The 18,861-nt window shown below is 40.3% G+C and carries 18 protein-coding genes; 10 read left to right on the top strand and 8 right to left on the bottom strand.

The window, feature by feature from the left end; all coding sequences use genetic code 11:
* Positions 1–10: 10 nt before the first annotated feature.
* From LQ201_RS07930 to LQ201_RS07940, 3 genes are all read right to left on the bottom strand, one after another.
* Positions 11–457 carry a response regulator gene (locus LQ201_RS07930; protein ID WP_230141009.1) on the bottom strand — a complete coding sequence of 149 codons (447 nt, stop codon included), beginning with the start codon at positions 455–457 and terminating at the stop codon, positions 11–13.
* Between the two features lie 8 nt (positions 458–465).
* Positions 466–1,716, bottom strand: a complete 1,251-nt coding sequence (locus LQ201_RS07935) for an ATP-binding protein (RefSeq protein WP_230141011.1) — start codon at positions 1,714–1,716, stop codon at positions 466–468.
* A gap of 176 nt (positions 1,717–1,892) precedes the next feature.
* Positions 1,893–2,057: a hypothetical protein gene (locus tag LQ201_RS07940; protein ID WP_230146623.1), complete on the bottom strand. Its 165-nt coding sequence runs from the start codon at positions 2,055–2,057 to the stop codon at positions 1,893–1,895.
* A gap of 274 nt (positions 2,058–2,331) precedes the next feature.
* Between LQ201_RS07940 and LQ201_RS07945 the strand changes: the two genes are divergently transcribed.
* From LQ201_RS07945 to LQ201_RS07960, 4 genes are read left to right on the top strand one after another with little or no spacing between them, the layout of a single operon-like run.
* Positions 2,332–3,648 (top strand): gluconate:H+ symporter, encoded by a 1,317-nt coding sequence (locus tag LQ201_RS07945; protein WP_230141014.1) that lies wholly within the window; start codon positions 2,332–2,334, stop codon positions 3,646–3,648.
* Positions 3,649–3,665: 17 nt separating this feature from the next.
* A complete protein-coding gene (locus LQ201_RS07950) occupies positions 3,666–4,136 on the top strand; it encodes a RidA family protein (protein WP_230141016.1) in 471 nt (156 codons plus the stop codon).
* Positions 4,136–5,239, top strand: coding sequence for a D-TA family PLP-dependent enzyme (locus LQ201_RS07955; protein WP_230141019.1), 1,104 nt, complete (start codon positions 4,136–4,138; stop codon positions 5,237–5,239). Before LQ201_RS07950 ends, LQ201_RS07955 begins: the two co-directional genes overlap by 1 nt.
* Positions 5,240–5,247: 8 nt before the next feature.
* Positions 5,248–6,318 (top strand): dipeptidase, encoded by a 1,071-nt coding sequence (locus LQ201_RS07960; protein WP_230141021.1) that lies wholly within the window; start codon positions 5,248–5,250, stop codon positions 6,316–6,318.
* Positions 6,319–6,996: 678 nt separating this feature from the next.
* Here the strand turns inward: LQ201_RS07960 and LQ201_RS07965 are convergent.
* Together LQ201_RS07965 and LQ201_RS07970 are read right to left on the bottom strand one after the other, a co-directional pair.
* Entirely contained in the window at positions 6,997–7,911 is a 915-nt protein-coding gene (locus tag LQ201_RS07965; RefSeq protein ID WP_230141023.1) for an AraC family transcriptional regulator, read from the bottom strand.
* A gap of 9 nt (positions 7,912–7,920) precedes the next feature.
* A complete protein-coding gene (locus LQ201_RS07970; protein ID WP_230146624.1) occupies positions 7,921–8,961 on the bottom strand; it encodes an alpha/beta fold hydrolase in 1,041 nt (346 codons plus the stop codon).
* Between the two features lie 277 nt (positions 8,962–9,238).
* Here LQ201_RS07970 and LQ201_RS25715 point away from each other — a divergent pair, with 277 nt between their 5' ends.
* The 6 genes from LQ201_RS25715 to LQ201_RS07995 all read left to right on the top strand — a co-directional run bounded on the left by LQ201_RS25715 (position 9,239) and on the right by LQ201_RS07995 (position 12,500).
* Entirely contained in the window at positions 9,239–9,427 is a 189-nt protein-coding gene (locus LQ201_RS25715; RefSeq protein ID WP_371823043.1) for a helix-turn-helix domain-containing protein, read from the top strand.
* Positions 9,427–9,894, top strand: a complete 468-nt coding sequence (locus LQ201_RS07975) for a macro domain-containing protein (RefSeq protein WP_230141027.1) — start codon at positions 9,427–9,429, stop codon at positions 9,892–9,894. The genes LQ201_RS25715 and LQ201_RS07975 overlap by 1 nt, the downstream gene beginning before the upstream one ends.
* A 1-nt stretch (position 9,895) precedes the next feature.
* A complete protein-coding gene (locus LQ201_RS07980; RefSeq protein WP_230141028.1) occupies positions 9,896–10,231 on the top strand; it encodes a hypothetical protein in 336 nt (111 codons plus the stop codon).
* A 22-nt stretch (positions 10,232–10,253) separates the two neighbouring features.
* Positions 10,254–10,742 (top strand): DUF695 domain-containing protein, encoded by a 489-nt coding sequence (locus LQ201_RS07985; protein WP_230141030.1) that lies wholly within the window; start codon positions 10,254–10,256, stop codon positions 10,740–10,742.
* 126 nt (positions 10,743–10,868) lie between these two features.
* Positions 10,869–11,579: a hypothetical protein gene (locus LQ201_RS07990; protein WP_230141032.1), complete on the top strand. Its 711-nt coding sequence runs from the start codon at positions 10,869–10,871 to the stop codon at positions 11,577–11,579.
* A 195-nt stretch (positions 11,580–11,774) separates the two neighbouring features.
* Positions 11,775–12,500 (top strand): hypothetical protein, encoded by a 726-nt coding sequence (locus LQ201_RS07995; protein ID WP_230141034.1) that lies wholly within the window; start codon positions 11,775–11,777, stop codon positions 12,498–12,500.
* Between the two features lie 137 nt (positions 12,501–12,637).
* Here the strand turns inward: LQ201_RS07995 and LQ201_RS08000 are convergent, their stop codons facing one another.
* The 3 genes from LQ201_RS08000 to LQ201_RS08010 all read right to left on the bottom strand — a co-directional run bounded on the left by LQ201_RS08000 (position 12,638) and on the right by LQ201_RS08010 (position 18,816).
* Positions 12,638–13,969: a Gfo/Idh/MocA family protein gene (locus tag LQ201_RS08000; protein WP_230141036.1), complete on the bottom strand. Its 1,332-nt coding sequence runs from the start codon at positions 13,967–13,969 to the stop codon at positions 12,638–12,640.
* A 112-nt stretch (positions 13,970–14,081) separates the two neighbouring features.
* Positions 14,082–15,632 (bottom strand): SusD/RagB family nutrient-binding outer membrane lipoprotein, encoded by a 1,551-nt coding sequence (locus LQ201_RS08005; RefSeq protein WP_230141039.1) that lies wholly within the window; start codon positions 15,630–15,632, stop codon positions 14,082–14,084.
* Positions 15,633–15,645: 13 nt separating this feature from the next.
* On the bottom strand, positions 15,646–18,816 hold the full coding sequence (locus LQ201_RS08010; protein WP_230141041.1) for a SusC/RagA family TonB-linked outer membrane protein: 3,171 nt from the start codon (positions 18,814–18,816) through the stop codon (positions 15,646–15,648).
* Positions 18,817–18,861 lie beyond the last annotated feature (45 nt).

The following is an 18,861-nucleotide window of genomic DNA, read 5'->3' on the forward strand; positions in this document are numbered from 1 at the left end:
TAAGCAACTGTTAATTTGGTGATTGACTTGTTACCATCCAGTATAAGCCAATTTCTTTAATGGCCTTAAAAAAATTATCACTATCCACAGGCTTAACAATGTAACTGTTTACACCTAGTGAAAAGCATTTTTCAATATCAGGCCCTTCATTAGAAGAAGTGAGCATTACTATTGGAATTGACTTTGTTTCCGGGTCAGATTTAAGCTTTTCCAGTACCTGTATTCCTGATATCTTTGGCATTTTAAGATCCAATAGTATTAATTTTGGAAACTCTTTTGGTTTGCGGTTTTCAAAATCACCCCTACAATAAATAAAATCTAATGCAGCTGCACCATCTTTAACATGATAAAGTTTGTTGGTAGAACCACTTTTATTTAATGCCCTTATGGTTAATGCGGCATCATCTATACTGTCTTCTACAAATAAAATTTCAACGTTATCGTAATCGTAATCCATATTTTTATTTAATTGGTGGTATGATTTAAACTGAAGTAAAAACAACTGCCTATATTTAGTGTTGATTCTGCCCAAACGGTACCATTATGTTTGTTGATAATCTTTTGAACAATAGCTAAGCCTATTCCGGTACCTTCAAATTCTTCTTGAGAATGTAACCGCTGAAAAACACCAAAAAGCTTATCATAATATTGCATATCAAATCCAGCCCCCTCGTCTTTTACATAATAAACATTCAGCTTATCTTTTGTGTAGGAGTCTATAGTTATTGTTGTGTTTTTTTTATGGCTAGCGTATTTAATGGCATTAGAAATAAGGTTAACCCAAACTTGTTTAATTAATGATTTATCTCCTTTGGCAGCCGGTAAGGCAGCAATTTTAAAATCAGGAATATTTCCATCACCTTCAAATAATAGCTCTTCCCTTACGGTAGCAACTAGCTCAACCATATCTATATCGGCAAAAGCCACAGATTTTCTTCCCAGTTTTGAAAAAGCAAGCAGGTCGTCAATCAATTCGCCCATTTTTTTGGAGTTGTTCATTACCGATTGGAGAATTTTTATGCCATCGGCATCAAATTTATCACCATAATCTTCGGCTATTATTTTAGTGTAACCATTAATTGCCCTAATTGGTGCACGTAAATCATGAGATACAGAGTAGGAGAAAGATTCCAGTTCTTTATTAACCGCTTCTAATTGGGCAGTACGTTCAATTACCTTTTGCTCCAATTCATCATTAAGCTTACGGATATTATCTTGTGCAACTTTAAGCGCGCTATTAGCAATAAGTAACTCGTTTGCCCGTTTCTCTTTTTCTCTGTTCTGAAATGCCAATTCCTTATTGGCAATATTTAATTCTTCTGCTCTTTTGCCCTTTTCTTCGTTTTGAAAGGCAAGCTCTTTGTTTGCAATAATTAACTCACTGGCTCTTTTTTCTTTCTCCTCATTTTGAAAGATAAGTTCTTTGTTGGCAATAATCAGTTCAGCTGCTCTATGCGCTCTCTCCTCATTTTGAAAGGCAAGTTCTTTATTGGCAATAATCAGTTCAGCTGCTCGATTTTCTTTCTCTTCATTCTGAAAAATAAGTTCTTTGTTGGCTATGATCAATTCAGCAGCACGATTTTCTTTCTCTTCATTCCGAAAATCAAGTTCCTTATTGGCGATAACTAATTCGGCGGCAAGTGTTTCGTTTTCATTAAACTGAGAAGCACCTTCTTTATTTGCAATAATCAATTTGGCAGAATCTTCCTTTTTCATATACTTAAATGCATTATTTTAAATAGAATTAAGTATAAGCTTACTTTTTATAAGATTGAGTAATACCCGGTAGCAAGTTGCTAAAGCTAAGGTATTAAAAGCAGCAAAGCCCGATTTATAATTTTATTTTTAAAAATAGGTATAAGTGAATGGTATGAATTAGTGTTTTTATATATTTAACCAGCTGTTTTCTCTTTTACTACCCGCAAAATAACCGAATGGTGCAGCAGTAAAAACATAATTAGTCCATATACCGCAGGTAGTATTATTATAGCACTGTTGCCTATTACGCTTAATGCGATATAGATGGCAAGCATGTTATTATGAATGCCTGTCTCCATGCCAATAGCTATTATCGGATCAGAAAATCTGAGTGAATTAAATCTAATGTTTTATCGAAGGCGAAAATAAAATTTTAAACTTACCTTAGTGTTATTTTGATTGCACTGATGATGAAATACTCCTCTTTATTTACCTTGATTAAATCAGCGAAGTTGTTTTGCCTGATGGCTTTACAATTTATGGTCATGAATGGTTTTAGTCAGTTGGTGGGAACAGGAATTATTCCGAGGCACAAAAGCCTGGTTAATGGTTGATGAAATTATCGTAAATTAAATGACTATACTCATTGTTTTTATTTGCATTGCCTTATTAATCGTACTGATTTCTGTATTTAAGATTAATGCTTTTTTAGCCTTTTTAGCGGTATCTTTTATTGCGGGCCTGGCTTTAGGCTTGCCACCTTCAAAAATCCCATCGAGTATCGAAAAAGGCATGGGCGATGTTTTAGGCTCCTTAGCCATTATCATTACGGCAGGGGCAATGCTTGGTAAACTGGTGGCCGAAAGTGGTGCAGCGCAAAAAATCGCCCAGGTAAGCATGAGCATTTTCGGTGAAAAATATATTCAATGGGCTATGGTTTTAACCGGCTTTTTAATTGGCATTCCCCTGTATTACGGTATAGGTTTTGTGCTGATGGTTCCCTTAATATTCTCCGTGGTTTACCGTTATAAATTGCCTGCCTTGTATATTGGCTTACCCATGTTAGCCGCCTTATCCGTAACACATGGATTCTTGCCTCCGCATCCTTCTCCAGCGGCATTAGTGATTCAATTCCAGGCCGATATGGGTTTGACACTATTTTATGGTTTAGCTGTTGCCATTCCTGCAATCATATTAGGTGGTCCCATCTTCGCCCGTACGCTCAAAGCCATTCCTGCAAATCCATTGGCTTCTTTCAGCCCAAAAGAATTAACTGAAGAACAACTCCCGGGTGGATTTAAAAGCTTTTTTACGGCTTTACTTCCTGTATTGTTACTTGCAGTTGCTTCCTTCGTTCCCATGCTTTTAAAGCCAGATGCTGTGATACTGCCCTACATTTTATTTGCCGGAAATCCATCTGTTGTGATGCTTATTGTATTGATTGTTGCCACATGGTTATTGGGCATAACACAGGGAAAAAAAATTACGGAGATCATGCATATTTATGGAGATGCCATTAAAGATATCGCCTTAATTCTTTTGATCATTGCGGGTTCAGGAGCTTTAAAGCAGGTTTTAACAGAGAGCGGTGTAAGCAATCAAATCGCAGCTTATTTGCAACATGTTAAAGCTGAACCATTGTTTCTGGCCTGGATGATTGCCGCAATCATCCGGTTTTGTGTGGGTTCGGCAACAGTTGCCGGTTTAACCACGGCGGGCATCATTGTTCCTTTAATGGAGCATACGCACACCAATCCCAACCTGATGGTTTTAGCGGTTGGTGCAGGGAGTTTAATGTTTTCTCATGTTAACGACGCCGGATTCTGGATGTTTAAAGAATATTTCGGTTTAACTTTGAATGATACCTTCAAATCCTGGGCATTAATGGAATCTATTGTTGGCATTGCAGGCCTTTTGGGTGTACTTTTGCTTAAAATAATCATCGCATAAAATAACAAATACATCATATGGAAAATTTAACTCCCGACGAACGCTTCGAACAACTGAAACTTAATTTACCGCCCGCACCTGCGCCACTTGGCGTTTACAAACCTTGTTTAGTTGATGGAAAATACCTTTACCTAAGCGGCCATGGCCCGGTTCAGGATGATAAATCATTAATCATTGGACGGATCGGTGCTGATTTATCTCAGGAAGAAGGTAAGACTGCTGCTTTGCAGGTGGGCTTAACCATGCTTTCTACTATAAAAACAAACATCGGTAGTTTAAACAAAGTTAAACGGGTAATTAAGGTTTTAGGCATGGTAAATTGTACGCCTGAGTTTGAAAAGCATCCTTATATCATTAACGGTTGCAGTGAGCTTTTTGCAAAAGTTTGGGGCGAGGAAAATGGCATTGGGGTAAGAAGCGCCGTTGGCTTTGGCTCTTTGCCAGATAATATTCCGGTAGAAATTGAAGCATTGTTCGAACTTTTTTAATGATGCAGCAAGACTGGTACATAATCCCGAATGAGGAGACGCTGGAAACACCTGCGCTTGTTTTTTACGAAACAAGAATCCGAGAAAACATTGGCATACTGAAAGGCATGATTAAGGATGTCGGCAGACTTCGGCCGCATGTTAAAACGCATAAATGTTTGGAAATTACCCACATGCTAATCGATGCGGGAATCAATAAATTCAAATGCGCCACCATCGCCGAAGCTGAAATGCTTGGCCTAGCTAAGGCCAAAGACGTTTTATTGGCTTACCAGCCGGTTGGCGAAAACATTAACCGTTTCTTTAAACTCATAGATCAATATTCAGGCACCAGTTTCAGCTGTTTGCTCGATAATATTGAAACCGCAAGCGCAATCTCTGATATGGCGGTTTCGAAAAATAAAGTTATTGAGATATATATCGATTTAAACGTAGGGATGAATAGGACAGGAATTTTGCCTGAACTAGCTTTTGGTTTAGTTAAAGCATTACTTAACCTTCCTCACATTATTATCAAAGGCTTACATGCTTATGATGGCCACATTCATGATTCATCCATTGATGTTCGCTCCCAAAAAGCAGAACCTATTATTGCTCAGCTTCATCATTTAAAAGAAACTTTAGGGATTGAGCATTTAGCAGTTATCGCCGGTGGAACACCAACTTTTCCGGTATATGCCAAACATACAGATTTTGACTGCAGCCCCGGCACTTTTATTTTATGGGACAAAGGTTATCAGGATGCTTTTGCCGAACAGCAATTTAATACGGCTGCACTCGTGATCAGCCGCATCGTATCTAAACCTACAGAAGATTTAATCTGTACCGATTTGGGGCATAAAGCCGTTGCTGCCGAAAAGGACTTGAAAAACCGGGTATTCTTCCTGAATGCGCCGCAGTTCGACGTTCAAAGTCAGAGCGAAGAACATTTGGTTTTAAAAGCAGAAAATCCCGGAAACTATAAGGTGGGCGACATGCTTTACGGCTTGCCTTATCACATTTGCCCCACAGTTGCCCTGTATGAAAAAGCGCTTTGTGTGGGAGATAATCAATCACTAAAATACTGGGATATCATCTCCAGGAAAAGAAAAATCACCATTTAATCATAACCATGTTTATCATAGATGCCCATTTAGATTTAAGTATGAATGCCCTGGAGTGGAATCGCGATCTCACCAAAAATATCGCCGATATCAATAAAAGGGAGGTTGGCTTAACAGATAAGCCCGATCGCAGTAACGGAACAGTTTCACTCCCCGAATTGCGTAAGGGTAATATTGGTTTGGTTGTGGCTACGCAGATAGCCCGTTATGTTGCGCCTGATAATCACTTACCGGGCTGGCATTCGCCTGAACAAGCCTGGGCGCAAACGCAGGGGCAGCTGGCTTGGTATAAAGCGATGGAAAATGCCGGTGAAATGTTCCAGGTGAACAATCTGGAAAGCCTCGAGCAACACCTCGAATTATGGAGTGATGGACGTGTTAACGATAAAAAGCCTGTGGGTTATATTTTGAGTTTAGAAGGGGCTGATTCTCTTATAACGGTTGGCCATTTAGAAAAAGCCTGGCAAAATGGCCTGAGGGCCGTTGGTCCGGCGCATTACGGACCCGGACGTTATGCGCAGGGTACCAATGCAACAGGCAAAATGACTGCGATTGGTCGCGAATTATTGAAAGAAATGGAACGGTTAAATGTGATTCTCGATGCCACACACCTTTGCGATGACAGTTTTTGGGATGCATTGAGCCGCTTCGGTGGCCCTGTCTGGGCTTCGCATAACAACTGCCGGAGCCTGGTGAACCATAACCGCCAGTACAGTGATGAGCAGATAAAAGAACTGATCAAAAGAGACGCCGTAATTGGTGGCGCGCTGGATGCCTGGATGATGGTTCCGGGTTGGCAGCGGGGGATCTCCAAACCTGAAGCAATGAACTGTAACCTGGAGGTGATGATCGACCATATAGACCATATTTGCCAGCTGGCCGGAAATACCAAACATGTCGGAATCGGTTCTGATTTAGATGGTGCTTTTGGAAAAGAGCAATGTCCTTACGACCTGGAAACCATTGCAGACTTACAAAAAATACCGGCTTTATTTAAGAAAAGGGGCTATACCGATGCTGATGTGGAGGACATGATGCATGGCAACTGGCTACGTTTTTTAAGAAAAGCCTGGGCATAGATACAAAAAAATAAGGGATAAATTATAAAAGATGTCACCCTGAACGTTAATTAATTGTTTAAAATCAACATGAGTGACTTACAATTGTTTTCTCTTATCCTACGGCGCAGTCTTGCCTCGGCTCACCGCCGCCGAAGGGCTCTTTCTTTTTGGCATCAAAAAGAAGCAAAAAATGCCGGCTGAAAATTTTTCTTTCGAAGCTAGCAGGTAGGCTTGGGCAGTGCAGCCCGAAAAATTTGTTAGGCCGGATTTAAGTAGAACGGGGATACCGTGCCATGGCCTAGCTGGATGGAAATGCTAAAGCAATTAAATGTTGATTAATATTGATTTGCAAAATAAGGTCAATGATAGCTTGTCGAAGGACTTGGTTAAATACACTTTAAGGTGTTTCGACGACCTGTCCCGATTCATCGGGAAGTTCAACATCACAGCATCTGGGCTGAAATCGCCTTTAGGATACAACCTCTTTCTGTGAACCCTTTAGCACAAACCCGAAACATTTGATACAAGATTCAGCGTTGCTTGCGGGATTCAAAGCTGAGATGCATGGCTAAAATACTCGTTAAAGTAGTCATTATCAATTAACCTTTTCCATCCAATCGAGTATGAGATTAATAGAATAAATACGATGAGTCCTTATCAGCCTTAAGGATAACGGTACACTTTATCCGAATATGCTTAATTGAAAGAACGTCTGAAATCCAAGGGCGACATACTGGTTTTGAGCTTAAATAGTTTACTAAAGGATGGGGGATGTTCAAATCCCAATTCATAGGCGATCTCGCTGATCGAAGCCTGACTTGTCGATAATTGTTCCTTTGCTTTTTCGATCAGGTGATTATGAATGTGCTGTTGTGCATTTTGCCCGGTAAGTGATCGCAGCATATCACTTAAATAACTGGCACTGACGTTTAATTGCGCAGAAAGAAATTGAACAGTTGGAAGTCCTTGCTTTTGTGCCTGTGGCGACTGGAAGTAGGCGAGTAAAGTGTCTTCTACTCTTTGAAGCAAATCGTTGCTTACCGCCTTCCGGGTGATAAATTGCCGGCTATAGAACCGATTCGCATAATTCAGCAGCAATTCGATCTGAGAAATCACAACATCCTGGCTGAAATTATCAATTCTGCCTTTTAACTCTTCTTCGATACTTTCGAACACGGCGATAATCGTGGTTTTTTCTTTCTCTGATAGGTGCAACGCTTCATTGATCGAATAGGAAAAAAATCCATACGTCTTAATTTTTTTGGCGAGTTCGTAACCCTGTAAAAAATCGGGGTGGAAAAGTAAAGTATAACCAGATTGATCGCTTAATGGCGCGTGGCCTCCTGTGATTTGATTCGGTGAAACAAAAAACATTCCCCCTTCGTCAAAATCGTAGTAATGCTGTCCATATCTGAACTTTCCCTGGAAGTTCATCTTGTAAGAGATCTTGTAAAAACTTAAGATGTGCGGACTGGGAAGCTTTTCCAGGGGAATGGCGCCTTCGGCATTATTTATTAAACTTACCAATGGGTGCATAGGCGCCGGCATGTCCAGCGCCTTGTGCAACCTTGATAAAGAATTGAATCTGTGGTTAGACATTTCTTCCTTCATATTGTCTGTTTACGATTTGCTTTCAATACTGCCTAACGCACCTTGTACGCCGTTAAGGCTTTTCTTTGCTTGTTCCCAACTTGGATCGGTTGGATCGAATGCACTTCGAATGTACGCAAGAATACTTTCACATACAAAAGCAACACGCTCCGGATTTTCATCACTTGTTTCGCGGGCATCATATCCTGATATGCCACCAAAAATGTGTTCAGCGCCAAACACAGTCAGCAGGTCCTTCGGGCCAGGACTTTGATAATAAGCATCCGCACGCCAATCGTCAACATCAGAGAACATGAGGTTTTTGTCCTGGTCTCCATTTACAATAAGTGCTGGCAAAGTCATGGTGCTGAAATTGCCGGCCGCCAATACAGGATAGTGCTGTCTGGCGGCTCCGTTAAATCCTTCGGGTCCACCAGAAGCACCAATTAGCACCCGGGCTTTTAATCTTGGTTCTGCGGCATTCACTATTTTACCTGTTGCCGGGTCGGTTACTTCCATGCCAGCCAGCATGGCTAAGGTCTGGCCGCCCATCGAATGGCCGATAGCAGCAACTTTTGCTTTATCGACTCTTCCGGTTAAGCCAGGTACTGTGGCAATAATTTCGTCCAGGTGATCCATGATAAATTTCATATCCGCTGGCCGCGAACTCCAAAACAAGGGTGCTTCCGGAAGGGATGAGGAAAGTCCGAGCACTTTGGAATTTTGATGAGTAGGTTGAATGATAACAAAGCCTTCTGCGGAAAAAAAATCTGCCATGGGGCCATATCCTTTGTACGAAGAAAGAAAGTTAGAGGGGCCATGTCCATGCGAAAGAAGAATAACCGGCAGGTTGTTTCCGCTCGCGGGAGCAGAAACTTTTATTTCCAGGTCTACGTGACGGCCCGCAACTGGTAACACAACCGGACTAAAGCTGATAATAGGTGTTTTTGACTGTTTCATTTTATTTTGATTTTGATACAGGCAAAGTTCATCAGCATTCAGCTCTCCGGCGTAGCCAAAACGGGGCATTGCATAGCCAAACTCAGGAAAAGGTACCCATCGCTTGATCAAGGAGTTAGCGGATAGTAAAGCGCGTCACAACGCTTAAAAAATACGTGACACATTCTTCTAAAAAATTGTATCACGTTTCGTTATCGCGTCGGGATTTGCACCTAGCGTTAAAATCAGTGTTTGAATAGAATTTGAAGCTTTTTTGTAGTTCTACTCATTGAATTACTCACTAATTTTTTAATACGTTTTAGCTGCAATTGCGGCATCTAAATTTACGTGAAATAACTACTTTTGGCAAAAAAAACTAATATGTCATTTTTAATTTTTACGAATTTTTATTAATTATCGTACTAGTCCAGATAAGTTTTCCTATGAGCACAACTTAAACCGTTCTCAGTATGGTAAATATGAGGCAGGTAATACCAATATCACAATTGGCACATTGATCAACATCTTAAATTGTTTTGGCGTGAGTTTGAGCGACTTTTTTAATGAGGACTATGATGGAATTGAACAATCAAAATAATGGAGATAAATTATTTAAAAGGTGACGCTACTAATCCCACATCTAGTGGTAACAAGATAATTGTACACGTCTGCAATGATATCGGCGGGTGGGGAAAAGGTTTTGTGATGGCAATCTCAAAACGCTGGAAAGAACCAGAGCAGAGATATCGGGAGTGGTTCAAATCAAAGACTGGTTTCTCCCTTGGCGAGGTCCAGTTCGTGAAAGTTGAAAATGATCTATGGATTGCGAACCCGATTGGCCAACATAAAATTAACAAAGACGAAATGGGAAATGCACCAATTCGTTATGAGGCAATATTATCCGGTCTGGAAAAAGTTGCCGAGTTTGCAGCTGAAAATGATGCAACGGTGCATATGCCTAGGATTGGATGTGGTCTGGCTGGTGGTACATGGGATAAAATCGACCCATTGATCAAATCAGCTTTGACTGAAAAAAATATTGAAGTAACAGTTTACGACTTTTAGCATGTGGACACCGATTTCATTAGCTGAATTAGAAGAATGGATCGCAAGGGGAGAATCGAAACTCGAAGGTGAGCCGTTGAACTTTTGGAACCTGATTAAAATTGCACCCCAGAAATGGCAGGAAACCGAATATGGAGACGAGGGCGGGGGATTTTGGGTTGTAGCAATCTTCGGTAATACAGTAGTTTATTACAACGACATTGAGGAAGGCTTTAACGTCTCAACATACCAGACTTACGGACATATTAGTGAATATTGGTGTGAGCAGAGCGAACTTGATTGCATGGTTAAACTGCTTTACAGGAGGATCAAGGAGGAAAAGCAAAAGACCCCGTAACTAACAATAAAAACCTAATACGTTGAGTTTTTTAAACAAGTTTTTTGGAAACAAACCTCCTGTGGTTGACTGGGAGATGGTAAAATATTCGGATCAGATATATCCGAAACATTCTTTTACCCTCTTAAAGCTAACCATGCAAAATGGCAAGCTAGGCACTGGCTGGGTTGATAAATCATATAGAAAGTACGAGTTCAAAGAATTTTGCCCTTATCATATCGGGATAAGCATTGATCTCACTGATAAAGTTGCCGAGAATAATCCCGACTTGGATATGGGCACAATTGAGGATTTCTTTTCAGATGAATTGAAGAGGATATGCATTTGCCACTTTGTTTCCAGGCTGGTATCAGATAAAGGAATGGAAATCCAATGTTATTCAGAAGAGAATGAACCTATCGAGCAATTTTTAAGAAAAGTTAGTCTGGCAGAAAACAGATTGGTATCTTTCACTTACGAAATTAATTACGATCCAAAATGGCAGCGAGTAAATCGGTTGTTAAGTTTATAATGGATTATATTATGTTTCGCCGAATTAAATATCCTTATTTTCACACTAATGCGAAACAAAGTAACATGCCTTTTATTTGTGAATGAATGAAGTTAATTTTCCGACCATAACCGTGAACAGAAAAAAATGAGAATAGAAATTTTGATAATACTTTTTACTTTAAACATTCTAGGACATAAGGGCGAGATTAAATTTGAGAATCCAAATTTCGAAAGAATAGTATTAACCAAATATCCAGAAATTGACTTAAACAGTAACGGAAGGATTGAGGCAAATGAAGCTGATCAAATAAAAACGCTTGACCTAATGGGACAAAATCTTGTAAATGTTAATGACGTAAAATATTTCAAGAACTTAGAACAACTATTAATAACAAATAATAAAATTAGTGGATTGAAACTTGATAGTTTAAAGTTCCTGACAGACATCTATTGTGCTAAAAATGCTTTAAATGTATTTGAAATTTCAAATATGCCAGCTCTAAAACAAATTAGTTGTGGCTTAAATCAGCTAACTAACGTGAATATAAAAAATTGTCCAAATTTAGAGTCATTGAATATGATGGACAACCAACTTAATAAAATCGACCTAAGTCAATTTTATAGGCTTAAGTACTTGGTATTAGACAACAATAAATTGAAGACTCTTGAATTATCGAATAACCCCGAATTAATTCAAATAACAGTTAATGGAAATGGTATTAAAGTAATTGATATTACAAAAAACCAAAACCTTAAAATGAATATAATTTATGTTGACGAAGGTGTAAACATTGTTGGTACTGAAAGCCAAATGAAAAATTATAAGAAAGTTCCAACAATTATTCAAAGTCAGTAAATCCCCCTTTGTCCGTAGAGTTAAGCGCAGCGTCTCTACAGATATAAGAATAAAATTGAACTTATAAACTCAAATAAAAGCGTATCACAGACTCTTTTCTATTTACTATTCCGTAGATCCCTGCGGAAACTCTACGGACAGACATGAAATAGAATTGAAGGAGGAAATTATAAATTTAAGTATGCAAAATTTATTATGAATTTGGAAGATAACCTATTACCCGACTGGATAAAACGACAAGCATCAATGGGCCCAAATGTGGAAGTTGATGGCAATCGAACTCAAGAAAACTCCTTTTGGTACTATCTTACACTTTGTTGTCCGCTTATTTTCGATAGTTATGCTATAATGCTACATCCGTTTTGGATCGACGCAGATCAAAAAAAACTTGCAGACAGTGATGCAAGTCATGACGCTATAAACGCTAATAAAAGCCTGCAGCCCATTTCATGGTCTTCCTTTTTCGATCTATTCGGTGAAAAGTTTGATATCTCGACCGCTAATGAAATTCAGGACAAAATTAGAATGGGGCTCTTACCAAATTGGCCTGTGTACATTGGCTTACCCGAAGAAGGAGATTGTGGTGATGAGCAATTAGATTTTGTGCTCCAGAAGATAAAGCAGAAGTATGGCAACGAAATAGTTAACTACTATTACTGCCTTCTCAAAACTACAAGTTGGAATGAAGAGAAATTGTTTAAATCAAAGTTATCAGATAGTGAAACAATAAGGTCAAAAGATGAGATCAGGAATAATCCTACGGCAATATTTCCTGACAACAAAAGTTGGTGTATCGTAACGGATTACGACTTACAATTTACTTTTATAGGCGGATCTGCCAAGTTAATCGAAGAAATTACAGATAACGAAAACTTTGGTATCTATAATCTCTTGCCAGTATTTAAGGAAAAAAATATTTGATAATAGCTTCTCAACGATTTGGCAATCCTAAAGTAAAAGCCCTGCAATCGTGCGATTGCAAGGCTTTATATATTTTGATAGTCTTTGATGTGATCCCGGAGGGAAATGTACACATCTGATCTGTTTAAACTGTAGCGTTAAACTTTGGGTAAGCTGTAGCCACTGTGATACTGGGCCAACAGATATTTATCGTTGACCTTCTGGTCTGTAAACTGATGTTTGGCATGGTCCCATGATAATTTTTGTCCGCTTCTGAAGGCAAGATTTCCCATTTGGGCAACGGTAGCTACATGCGCAGCATCCTGTATAGAACAATTCAGTTCTTCTTTTTTTCTGGATCTGACCACACTAAAGAAATTGACCATATGATTGTCCAGTCCATTATCTGAGGATTTAACAAAGGGCTTGCTCACTTTATTGCCGCTTACCTTTTCTTCAATAACTTCCCAGCCTTGCCTGTTGAGGATCAGCGTGCCATTGTTACCGATATAGGCAATCCCATGGTTGCGGTTATAAGACCCGTTATCGATGCCCATAGCAGAATCCCATACCATGTTAAACTTGTCAAACTCGTATAGGGTAGTGAGCGTATCAGGCGTTTCTTCATACAGATCGGGATAGGCGAAGCGGCCACCTAATGCAGATATGGTTTTTGGTACAGGTGAATTCATACCCAGCAAGCCATAATCCAGTAAATGCACGCCCCAGTCGGTCATTAAGCCACCGGCGTAATCCCAGAACCAGCGGAAATTGAAATGATATCTGCTGGCATTGAATGCTCTTTTATTCGCCGGCCCAAGCCACATGGCATAATCAACGCCTGCAGGGGGTAGGGTATCAGGCACTATGGGAGCAGGTTTCATCCAGCCCTGGTAACACCATACTTTTACCGTTCTGATATTTCCCAACTGGCCGCTCTTTACAAAATCGACAGCATCTTTAAAATGTTGCTGACTGCGCTGCCATTGACCTGCCTGCACAACTTTATTGTATTTTTCCTGTGCTTTAACCATGGTACTGCATTCTACAATAGAGTTGCCGACCGGCTTTTCGACATATACATCTTTACCTGCCTGTACTGCATGGATCATCATCAGGGCATGCCAGTGATCTGGTGTGCCGATAATTACGGCATCGACATCTTTATTATCGAGCAGCGCACGGTAATCTTTATATCTTTTTACTTTTGCGGCGTCAACATTCATCGACTTTAATTCGGCCATCCTTTCATCAAGCACATTGGCATCACTGTCGCACAGGGCGATCAGGTTTACGCCCGGTACTTTGAGGGCCGCTTTGAGGTCGGACCATCCCATGCCTTTGATTCCTATTACACCAATATTGATCTGGTCGTTTGCGCCAATAGTCTTACTGAAAAGGGCATAGGCAGGATTGTCTAAAGCAGAAAGCAGAGCAGTGGTTCCTACTGCAGTTGCAGCGTAGTTAAGGAAATTTCTACGGTTTAACATTTAATTTAGGTTAGATTTATACTGAAAGTAAATTACAAAATAATTAGTGGAGCATACAGGATATGGGTAAAATTAATAAGAATGTTACCCATATCTGTCGCGGGCATTTTTTCTATTTATCCCAAAAAACGCGTGTGTCCATATTATCTGGCCCACCATTGTCTGCAACCGCTGCCTGGTAATTCGTTGCATTTGCAGAAAGCTCAAGCGTTGGATAAACAAAGCGGCGAACAAAACCACCGGTTATATTTTGTCCTGCGATGGTATTGGGCGATAAAGCTGGAAAACCGCTCCTCCTGAAGTTAGCAAATGCCTCGGTACCATTGCCCCAGGAAGCCACCCAATATTGCGTATTAATAAGCTTGAGTGCATTTGCCGTTGTATAAGCATTAACAGAATAATTAATAAATGCATTTTGCGTAGCTAAAGGAATAATGGCTGCCGCGTTATAGGTTGTCCATTGGTCCATTGCCGCACGGATACCATTAGCGTAATAAACATCAGGTGTACTACCACCCGGTATCCAGCCTCTAAAAGCGGCCTCTGCCAGCAGGAATTGCGTTTGGGCATGAGTGATAAAAAACTGCGGAGCGGTTAAACTACCGAAAATACTATAATTAACCTGCGAATAATTAAAACCCGAGCCGTTGGCACCTCTAAATCCAGGAGCAGTTGATAAAGTAGCACTGCTATATCCTACAGGAAGTCCGAACTGATTTGCAGATATGGTATCCGGTACGCTTATAGGTGCTGCTAAAGGGTTTGCGTATTTGCCGGATATAAACTTCAATCGCGGATCGCCACTGTTTTTGAGTTGGTCTACAAAGGGAGCCGCTAAATAATAAGTATTCGCGATCGCAGTAATCGTCTGGCTCACGGGATTAACGTAAGTGGTATTATATTTCAGATAACAGTTGTCGGCATTTGATGTCATTACACCACCCATTACGGCAGCTTGCACAATAGCCTGCGCTTTTCCCGGATCTAGTTTACTATACCTCATGCCCAATCGAAGTAATAAGGAATAACCCAATCTTTTCCATTGGGCGATATTGCCACCGTAAAACACATCAGCCTTTACAATATCCTTTGCCGGATCTAAAGCTGCCGTTGCCTCAGTAACTTCTTTAATCAGGTCGGTGTAAATCGCTGCCTGATTATCGTATTTAGGGGTAAGCACATTCGATAAATAGGCTTGTCCGGCTTCACTATAGGGTACGTTTCCGTAACTGTCTACCAGCATCATAAATTGGTAGGCTTTCCAGATTCTGGCTTCGTTATATAAATTTGTTCTTGCTGCATTGCCTTTGAGCTGGCTTAAGATCTGGACCAGTAATTGAACAGGGCCTGAAGAGCTTGTTGCGCCACTATTTGTTCCTGTATATTCTGCATTCCAATTTTGCGAAGTATAGGTTTGATTCAGCTGATTAAAATTAAATGCCGAGGTGATTCCCGAAAACGGATTTACAAATTGTTGTACAATTGTTGGCTCAGTTTCCATCGTCGCTCCATGTGTTCCAAATTGCGCACTCGTAAACAAGAATGCCGCATCGAGTTCTGTTGGATTATTTGGATTAATATTCAATTTATCAAACCCTTTATTGCAACTGGAAATTACTGGAATCCAGATTGCGATGGCTATAATTCTGATTAAACTTTTCATATTGTATATAGAGTTAGAATTTTACGTTTAAGTTAAATCCGTAAGTACGTGTTGTTGGCAGTGATGCCTGCTCATAACCGGTTAGGTTATCTCCGCTTGAGGCTATTGCTTCGGGATCAATGTTGGGCGTGTATTTTTTGATGATCAATACATTGCGACATACCGCAGAAAGCACTAAGCCTTTCACATATTTTTTATTGATAAATTTAGACAGGTCGTACCCCAACGAAAGGCTTCTTAATTTAACAAAGCTCGAGCTGTAAATAAATGGATCCAGGATATTCGTCGAACGATAATTTGCGTAAAAATCTTCTGCATTTACAGCGGTGGTGTTTGGCAATCCGTCAGTAGCGTTTACGCCAGGAAAAATTACGCCACCCACACGGCCAGGTAAAGACTCTTTTGATAAACCTTCTCTTAATAAATTTAAACTTGTGCTCGATAGTACTTTACCACCTGCTTTATAATCAATATGGGCAATAAAGGTAAAGCCTTTGTAATTGAACGTATTTAGCCAGCCTCCTGTTGCTTTAGGAAGACCACTACCGAAATTTACCGGTTTATCACTTGCTACGGGTTTGCCTCCCGATAATACGATATTTCCGGAAGCATCGCGCTTGTAAGTTGAACCTACAATTTGGTTAAGGGGTAAACCTACCACGTGAACAATAGACCCAAAAAACTCAGGACTGCCCACTACAAGTTGCGATTGGTTATTAGCTAACGACAGCACTTTGGAAGAGTTGAAAGCAGAATTAAAAGTCGTTTTCCAGGTAAAGTTCTTGTTTTGGATAGGTATTAATTCCAGGTTAAATTCTAATCCTTTATTGTCTAAACCACCTAAGTTAACCAGCGTGGTGCTGTATCCGCTTGCTGCAGACAGGCTTATTGGAACGGCTTGATTAGTCGTCTTTTTATCGTAAGCAGCTACGTCCAGGTTTACTCTGTTGTTGAACATGCGTAACTCGATACCGATTTCTTTTTCATTTACGCCAAATGGCTTAATCTGGGTATTTGGTGAAGCTGTCCCGTTTATACTTCCTAAGGGAAGCCCGTTGAATGAATTTTGAGCAAGCGCAAATGTTAATGCATTGTAGGGGGCAACCCCCTGGGCGCTTCCCGTTTCTGCAACAGCAACTCTGATCTTTCCAAAATTTAACCATTTTGTTTTTGGAAGTAATTCCGAAAAAACGAAGCTTCCGCTAATTGAAGGATAGAAATAATGATCTATATCTCTGGCCAGTACCGAATACCAGTCTGTACGGCCGGTAAGATTGAGGTACAATAAATTTTTGTAGGACAATTCTGCAGTACCATACAAGGAATTTACGGTTTGTTTAGTCTGGTTGTAACTCGAATTTGCCGTAACACCGTTTCCAATCGTATATAAACCTCTGATGTAAAAGTTGGTTACCGCTTCACTAAATGTCGAAGTGATTAAGGGAAAGTTATTACCACCTACCGTTGCATTAAATGAAAAATCTTTCCACTTATGCCCACCGCCCAGCAAAAAGTCAAAATTATTTTGGCGTGTATTTGCTGTATTTATCCCAAAGCTACCGTTATACAGCCCTGCTGGTGCTGCTGATACTGCCAGTGTACCCGTCGGCGTGTTTGATTCATAGGTAGATTGCAAAAGGTCCATATTTGCCCTGCCCTGAAAATATAGCCAATCGAAAAACTGATAACGTACCACCGCAGTACCCAACAAATGATCTTTTGTTTGTCGTTGAAACTGGTGCGCTAATATCCAGTAGGGGTTGGTAACGGTAGCGAACCTCGAGGTAGGTGTTTCATTTCCGTTGGCATCTGTTGCAGCTGCCTCGAGTACATCAAAAGAAATGGAGTTAGCCAACCGGTAAATTGATGTAGGAATTGCATTTCCCTGTACACCTACAAGTGGCGGATTGTTATTAAATTGATGATCATAGTTAACGTAAAATTGTGCAGATAATTTATCGGTAAGTTTATAGTTAATGCCAACGTTAAAAATCTTTTTATGATAATCGTTGTTTGGTATGATGCCCTGAGCGTCTTGATTAGAAAGAGACACCCGAAAACTTCCTTTATCGTTACCGCCAGAAAGTGCAACGGTATTGCTCCATGATGGTGCAAGTCTAAAGAATGTACTGATCCGGTCTCTAACAGGCGCATAAGGACGCTGAACACCGTCGAATTGATACGTTGGTACATTATCAAATGGCACACCAAAACTCCAGGCCCCAGAACTCTGCGCAGTTCCTTGTGATGAGGGACGGATATTATTTTCACCTTGCCCGTACTCATATTGAAAATCTGTATAATCCAGCGCTTGGTTTATTGTAAAATTAGAGTTGAACTCAATACCTAATCCACTATTTTTGGATCCCGACTTTGTTGTAATAATGATTGCACCGTTAACGGCACGCGAGCCATACAAGGCTGCAGCGGTAGATCCTTTTAGCACAGTCATCGATTCGATGTCGTCCTGATTGATGCCTTGCAGATTATCTCCCTGGTCGACATTTTGTGTATAACCATTACTACTGCTTGCACCCTGCGACATTGGCAAGCCATTGATTACGATCAGCGGCGAATTGTCTGCGGTGAAAGAAGATTGTCCACGCAAACGGATCTTTGTACTTCCGCCTGGCCCTGCGGCGGGTGGAGAAACGTCCAATCCGGAGATTTGGCCCTCAAGCGCATTGGCAAGGTTAGTGGTGCGGTTAGTTTGTAATGCCTCTACATCGGCTTTTTGAGCCGAGTAGCCCAGGCTTTTGGCCTCCCGCTTTATACCGAGGGCAGTTACGATAACCTCATTCAAAGCATTCGTAACCGTTAGCATAGTAACATTGACAACGGTTTTTGTATTTACTGTTATTTCTACGGGCTTAAAGCCAATGGATGTGAACACCAACACCGCATTGGTATTTGCAACATTTATCGTATAACTGCCAGACGAATTGGTGATCGTAGCATTCCGCGTTCCCTTTTCAGCAACGCTAACGCCGGGTAAACCAACACCCTGTTCATCAGTAACTTTACCTGTAATTCCTATCGGCGCTAATTTTAACTTTTTGATTGTTAAAGATTTGCTAAATATTACGGTTGTTAGTCCACCAACTGATGCGCTTGCAGACTCGAAAAGCATGAATACCGTTAACACAGTACAAATAAATACTGGTGGAAGTAATTTTTTTTTCATAATTGTTGTTTGGTTAGAATTGTTTTTTTGTAATAAACCGCAGAA

It is taken from the genome of Pedobacter sp. Bi126, from assembly GCF_918698245.1.
In the GTDB taxonomy this organism is placed as follows: domain Bacteria; phylum Bacteroidota; class Bacteroidia; order Sphingobacteriales; family Sphingobacteriaceae; genus Pedobacter.

Coding starts and splice junctions, on each gene's coding strand:
- LQ201_RS07950 (WP_230141016.1), top strand. CDS start 3,666: ATGGAAAATTTAACTCCCGACGAACGCTTCGAACAACTGAAACTTAAT.
- LQ201_RS07930 (WP_230141009.1), bottom strand. CDS start 457: ATGGATTACGATTACGATAACGTTGAAATTTTATTTGTAGAAGACAGT.
- LQ201_RS07945 (WP_230141014.1), top strand. CDS start 2,332: ATGACTATACTCATTGTTTTTATTTGCATTGCCTTATTAATCGTACTG.
- LQ201_RS07995 (WP_230141034.1), top strand. CDS start 11,775: ATGAATTTGGAAGATAACCTATTACCCGACTGGATAAAACGACAAGCA.
- LQ201_RS08005 (WP_230141039.1), bottom strand. CDS start 15,632: ATGAAAAGTTTAATCAGAATTATAGCCATCGCAATCTGGATTCCAGTA.
- LQ201_RS08000 (WP_230141036.1), bottom strand. CDS start 13,969: ATGTTAAACCGTAGAAATTTCCTTAACTACGCTGCAACTGCAGTAGGA.
- LQ201_RS07935 (WP_230141011.1), bottom strand. CDS start 1,716: ATGAAAAAGGAAGATTCTGCCAAATTGATTATTGCAAATAAAGAAGGT.
- LQ201_RS08010 (WP_230141041.1), bottom strand. CDS start 18,816: ATGAAAAAAAAATTACTTCCACCAGTATTTATTTGTACTGTGTTAACG.
- LQ201_RS07990 (WP_230141032.1), top strand. CDS start 10,869: ATGAGAATAGAAATTTTGATAATACTTTTTACTTTAAACATTCTAGGA.
- LQ201_RS07980 (WP_230141028.1), top strand. CDS start 9,896: ATGTGGACACCGATTTCATTAGCTGAATTAGAAGAATGGATCGCAAGG.
- LQ201_RS07940 (WP_230146623.1), bottom strand. CDS start 2,057: ATGGAGACAGGCATTCATAATAACATGCTTGCCATCTATATCGCATTA.
- LQ201_RS07960 (WP_230141021.1), top strand. CDS start 5,248: ATGTTTATCATAGATGCCCATTTAGATTTAAGTATGAATGCCCTGGAG.
- LQ201_RS07975 (WP_230141027.1), top strand. CDS start 9,427: ATGGAGATAAATTATTTAAAAGGTGACGCTACTAATCCCACATCTAGT.
- LQ201_RS07965 (WP_230141023.1), bottom strand. CDS start 7,911: ATGAAGGAAGAAATGTCTAACCACAGATTCAATTCTTTATCAAGGTTG.
- LQ201_RS07955 (WP_230141019.1), top strand. CDS start 4,136: ATGATGCAGCAAGACTGGTACATAATCCCGAATGAGGAGACGCTGGAA.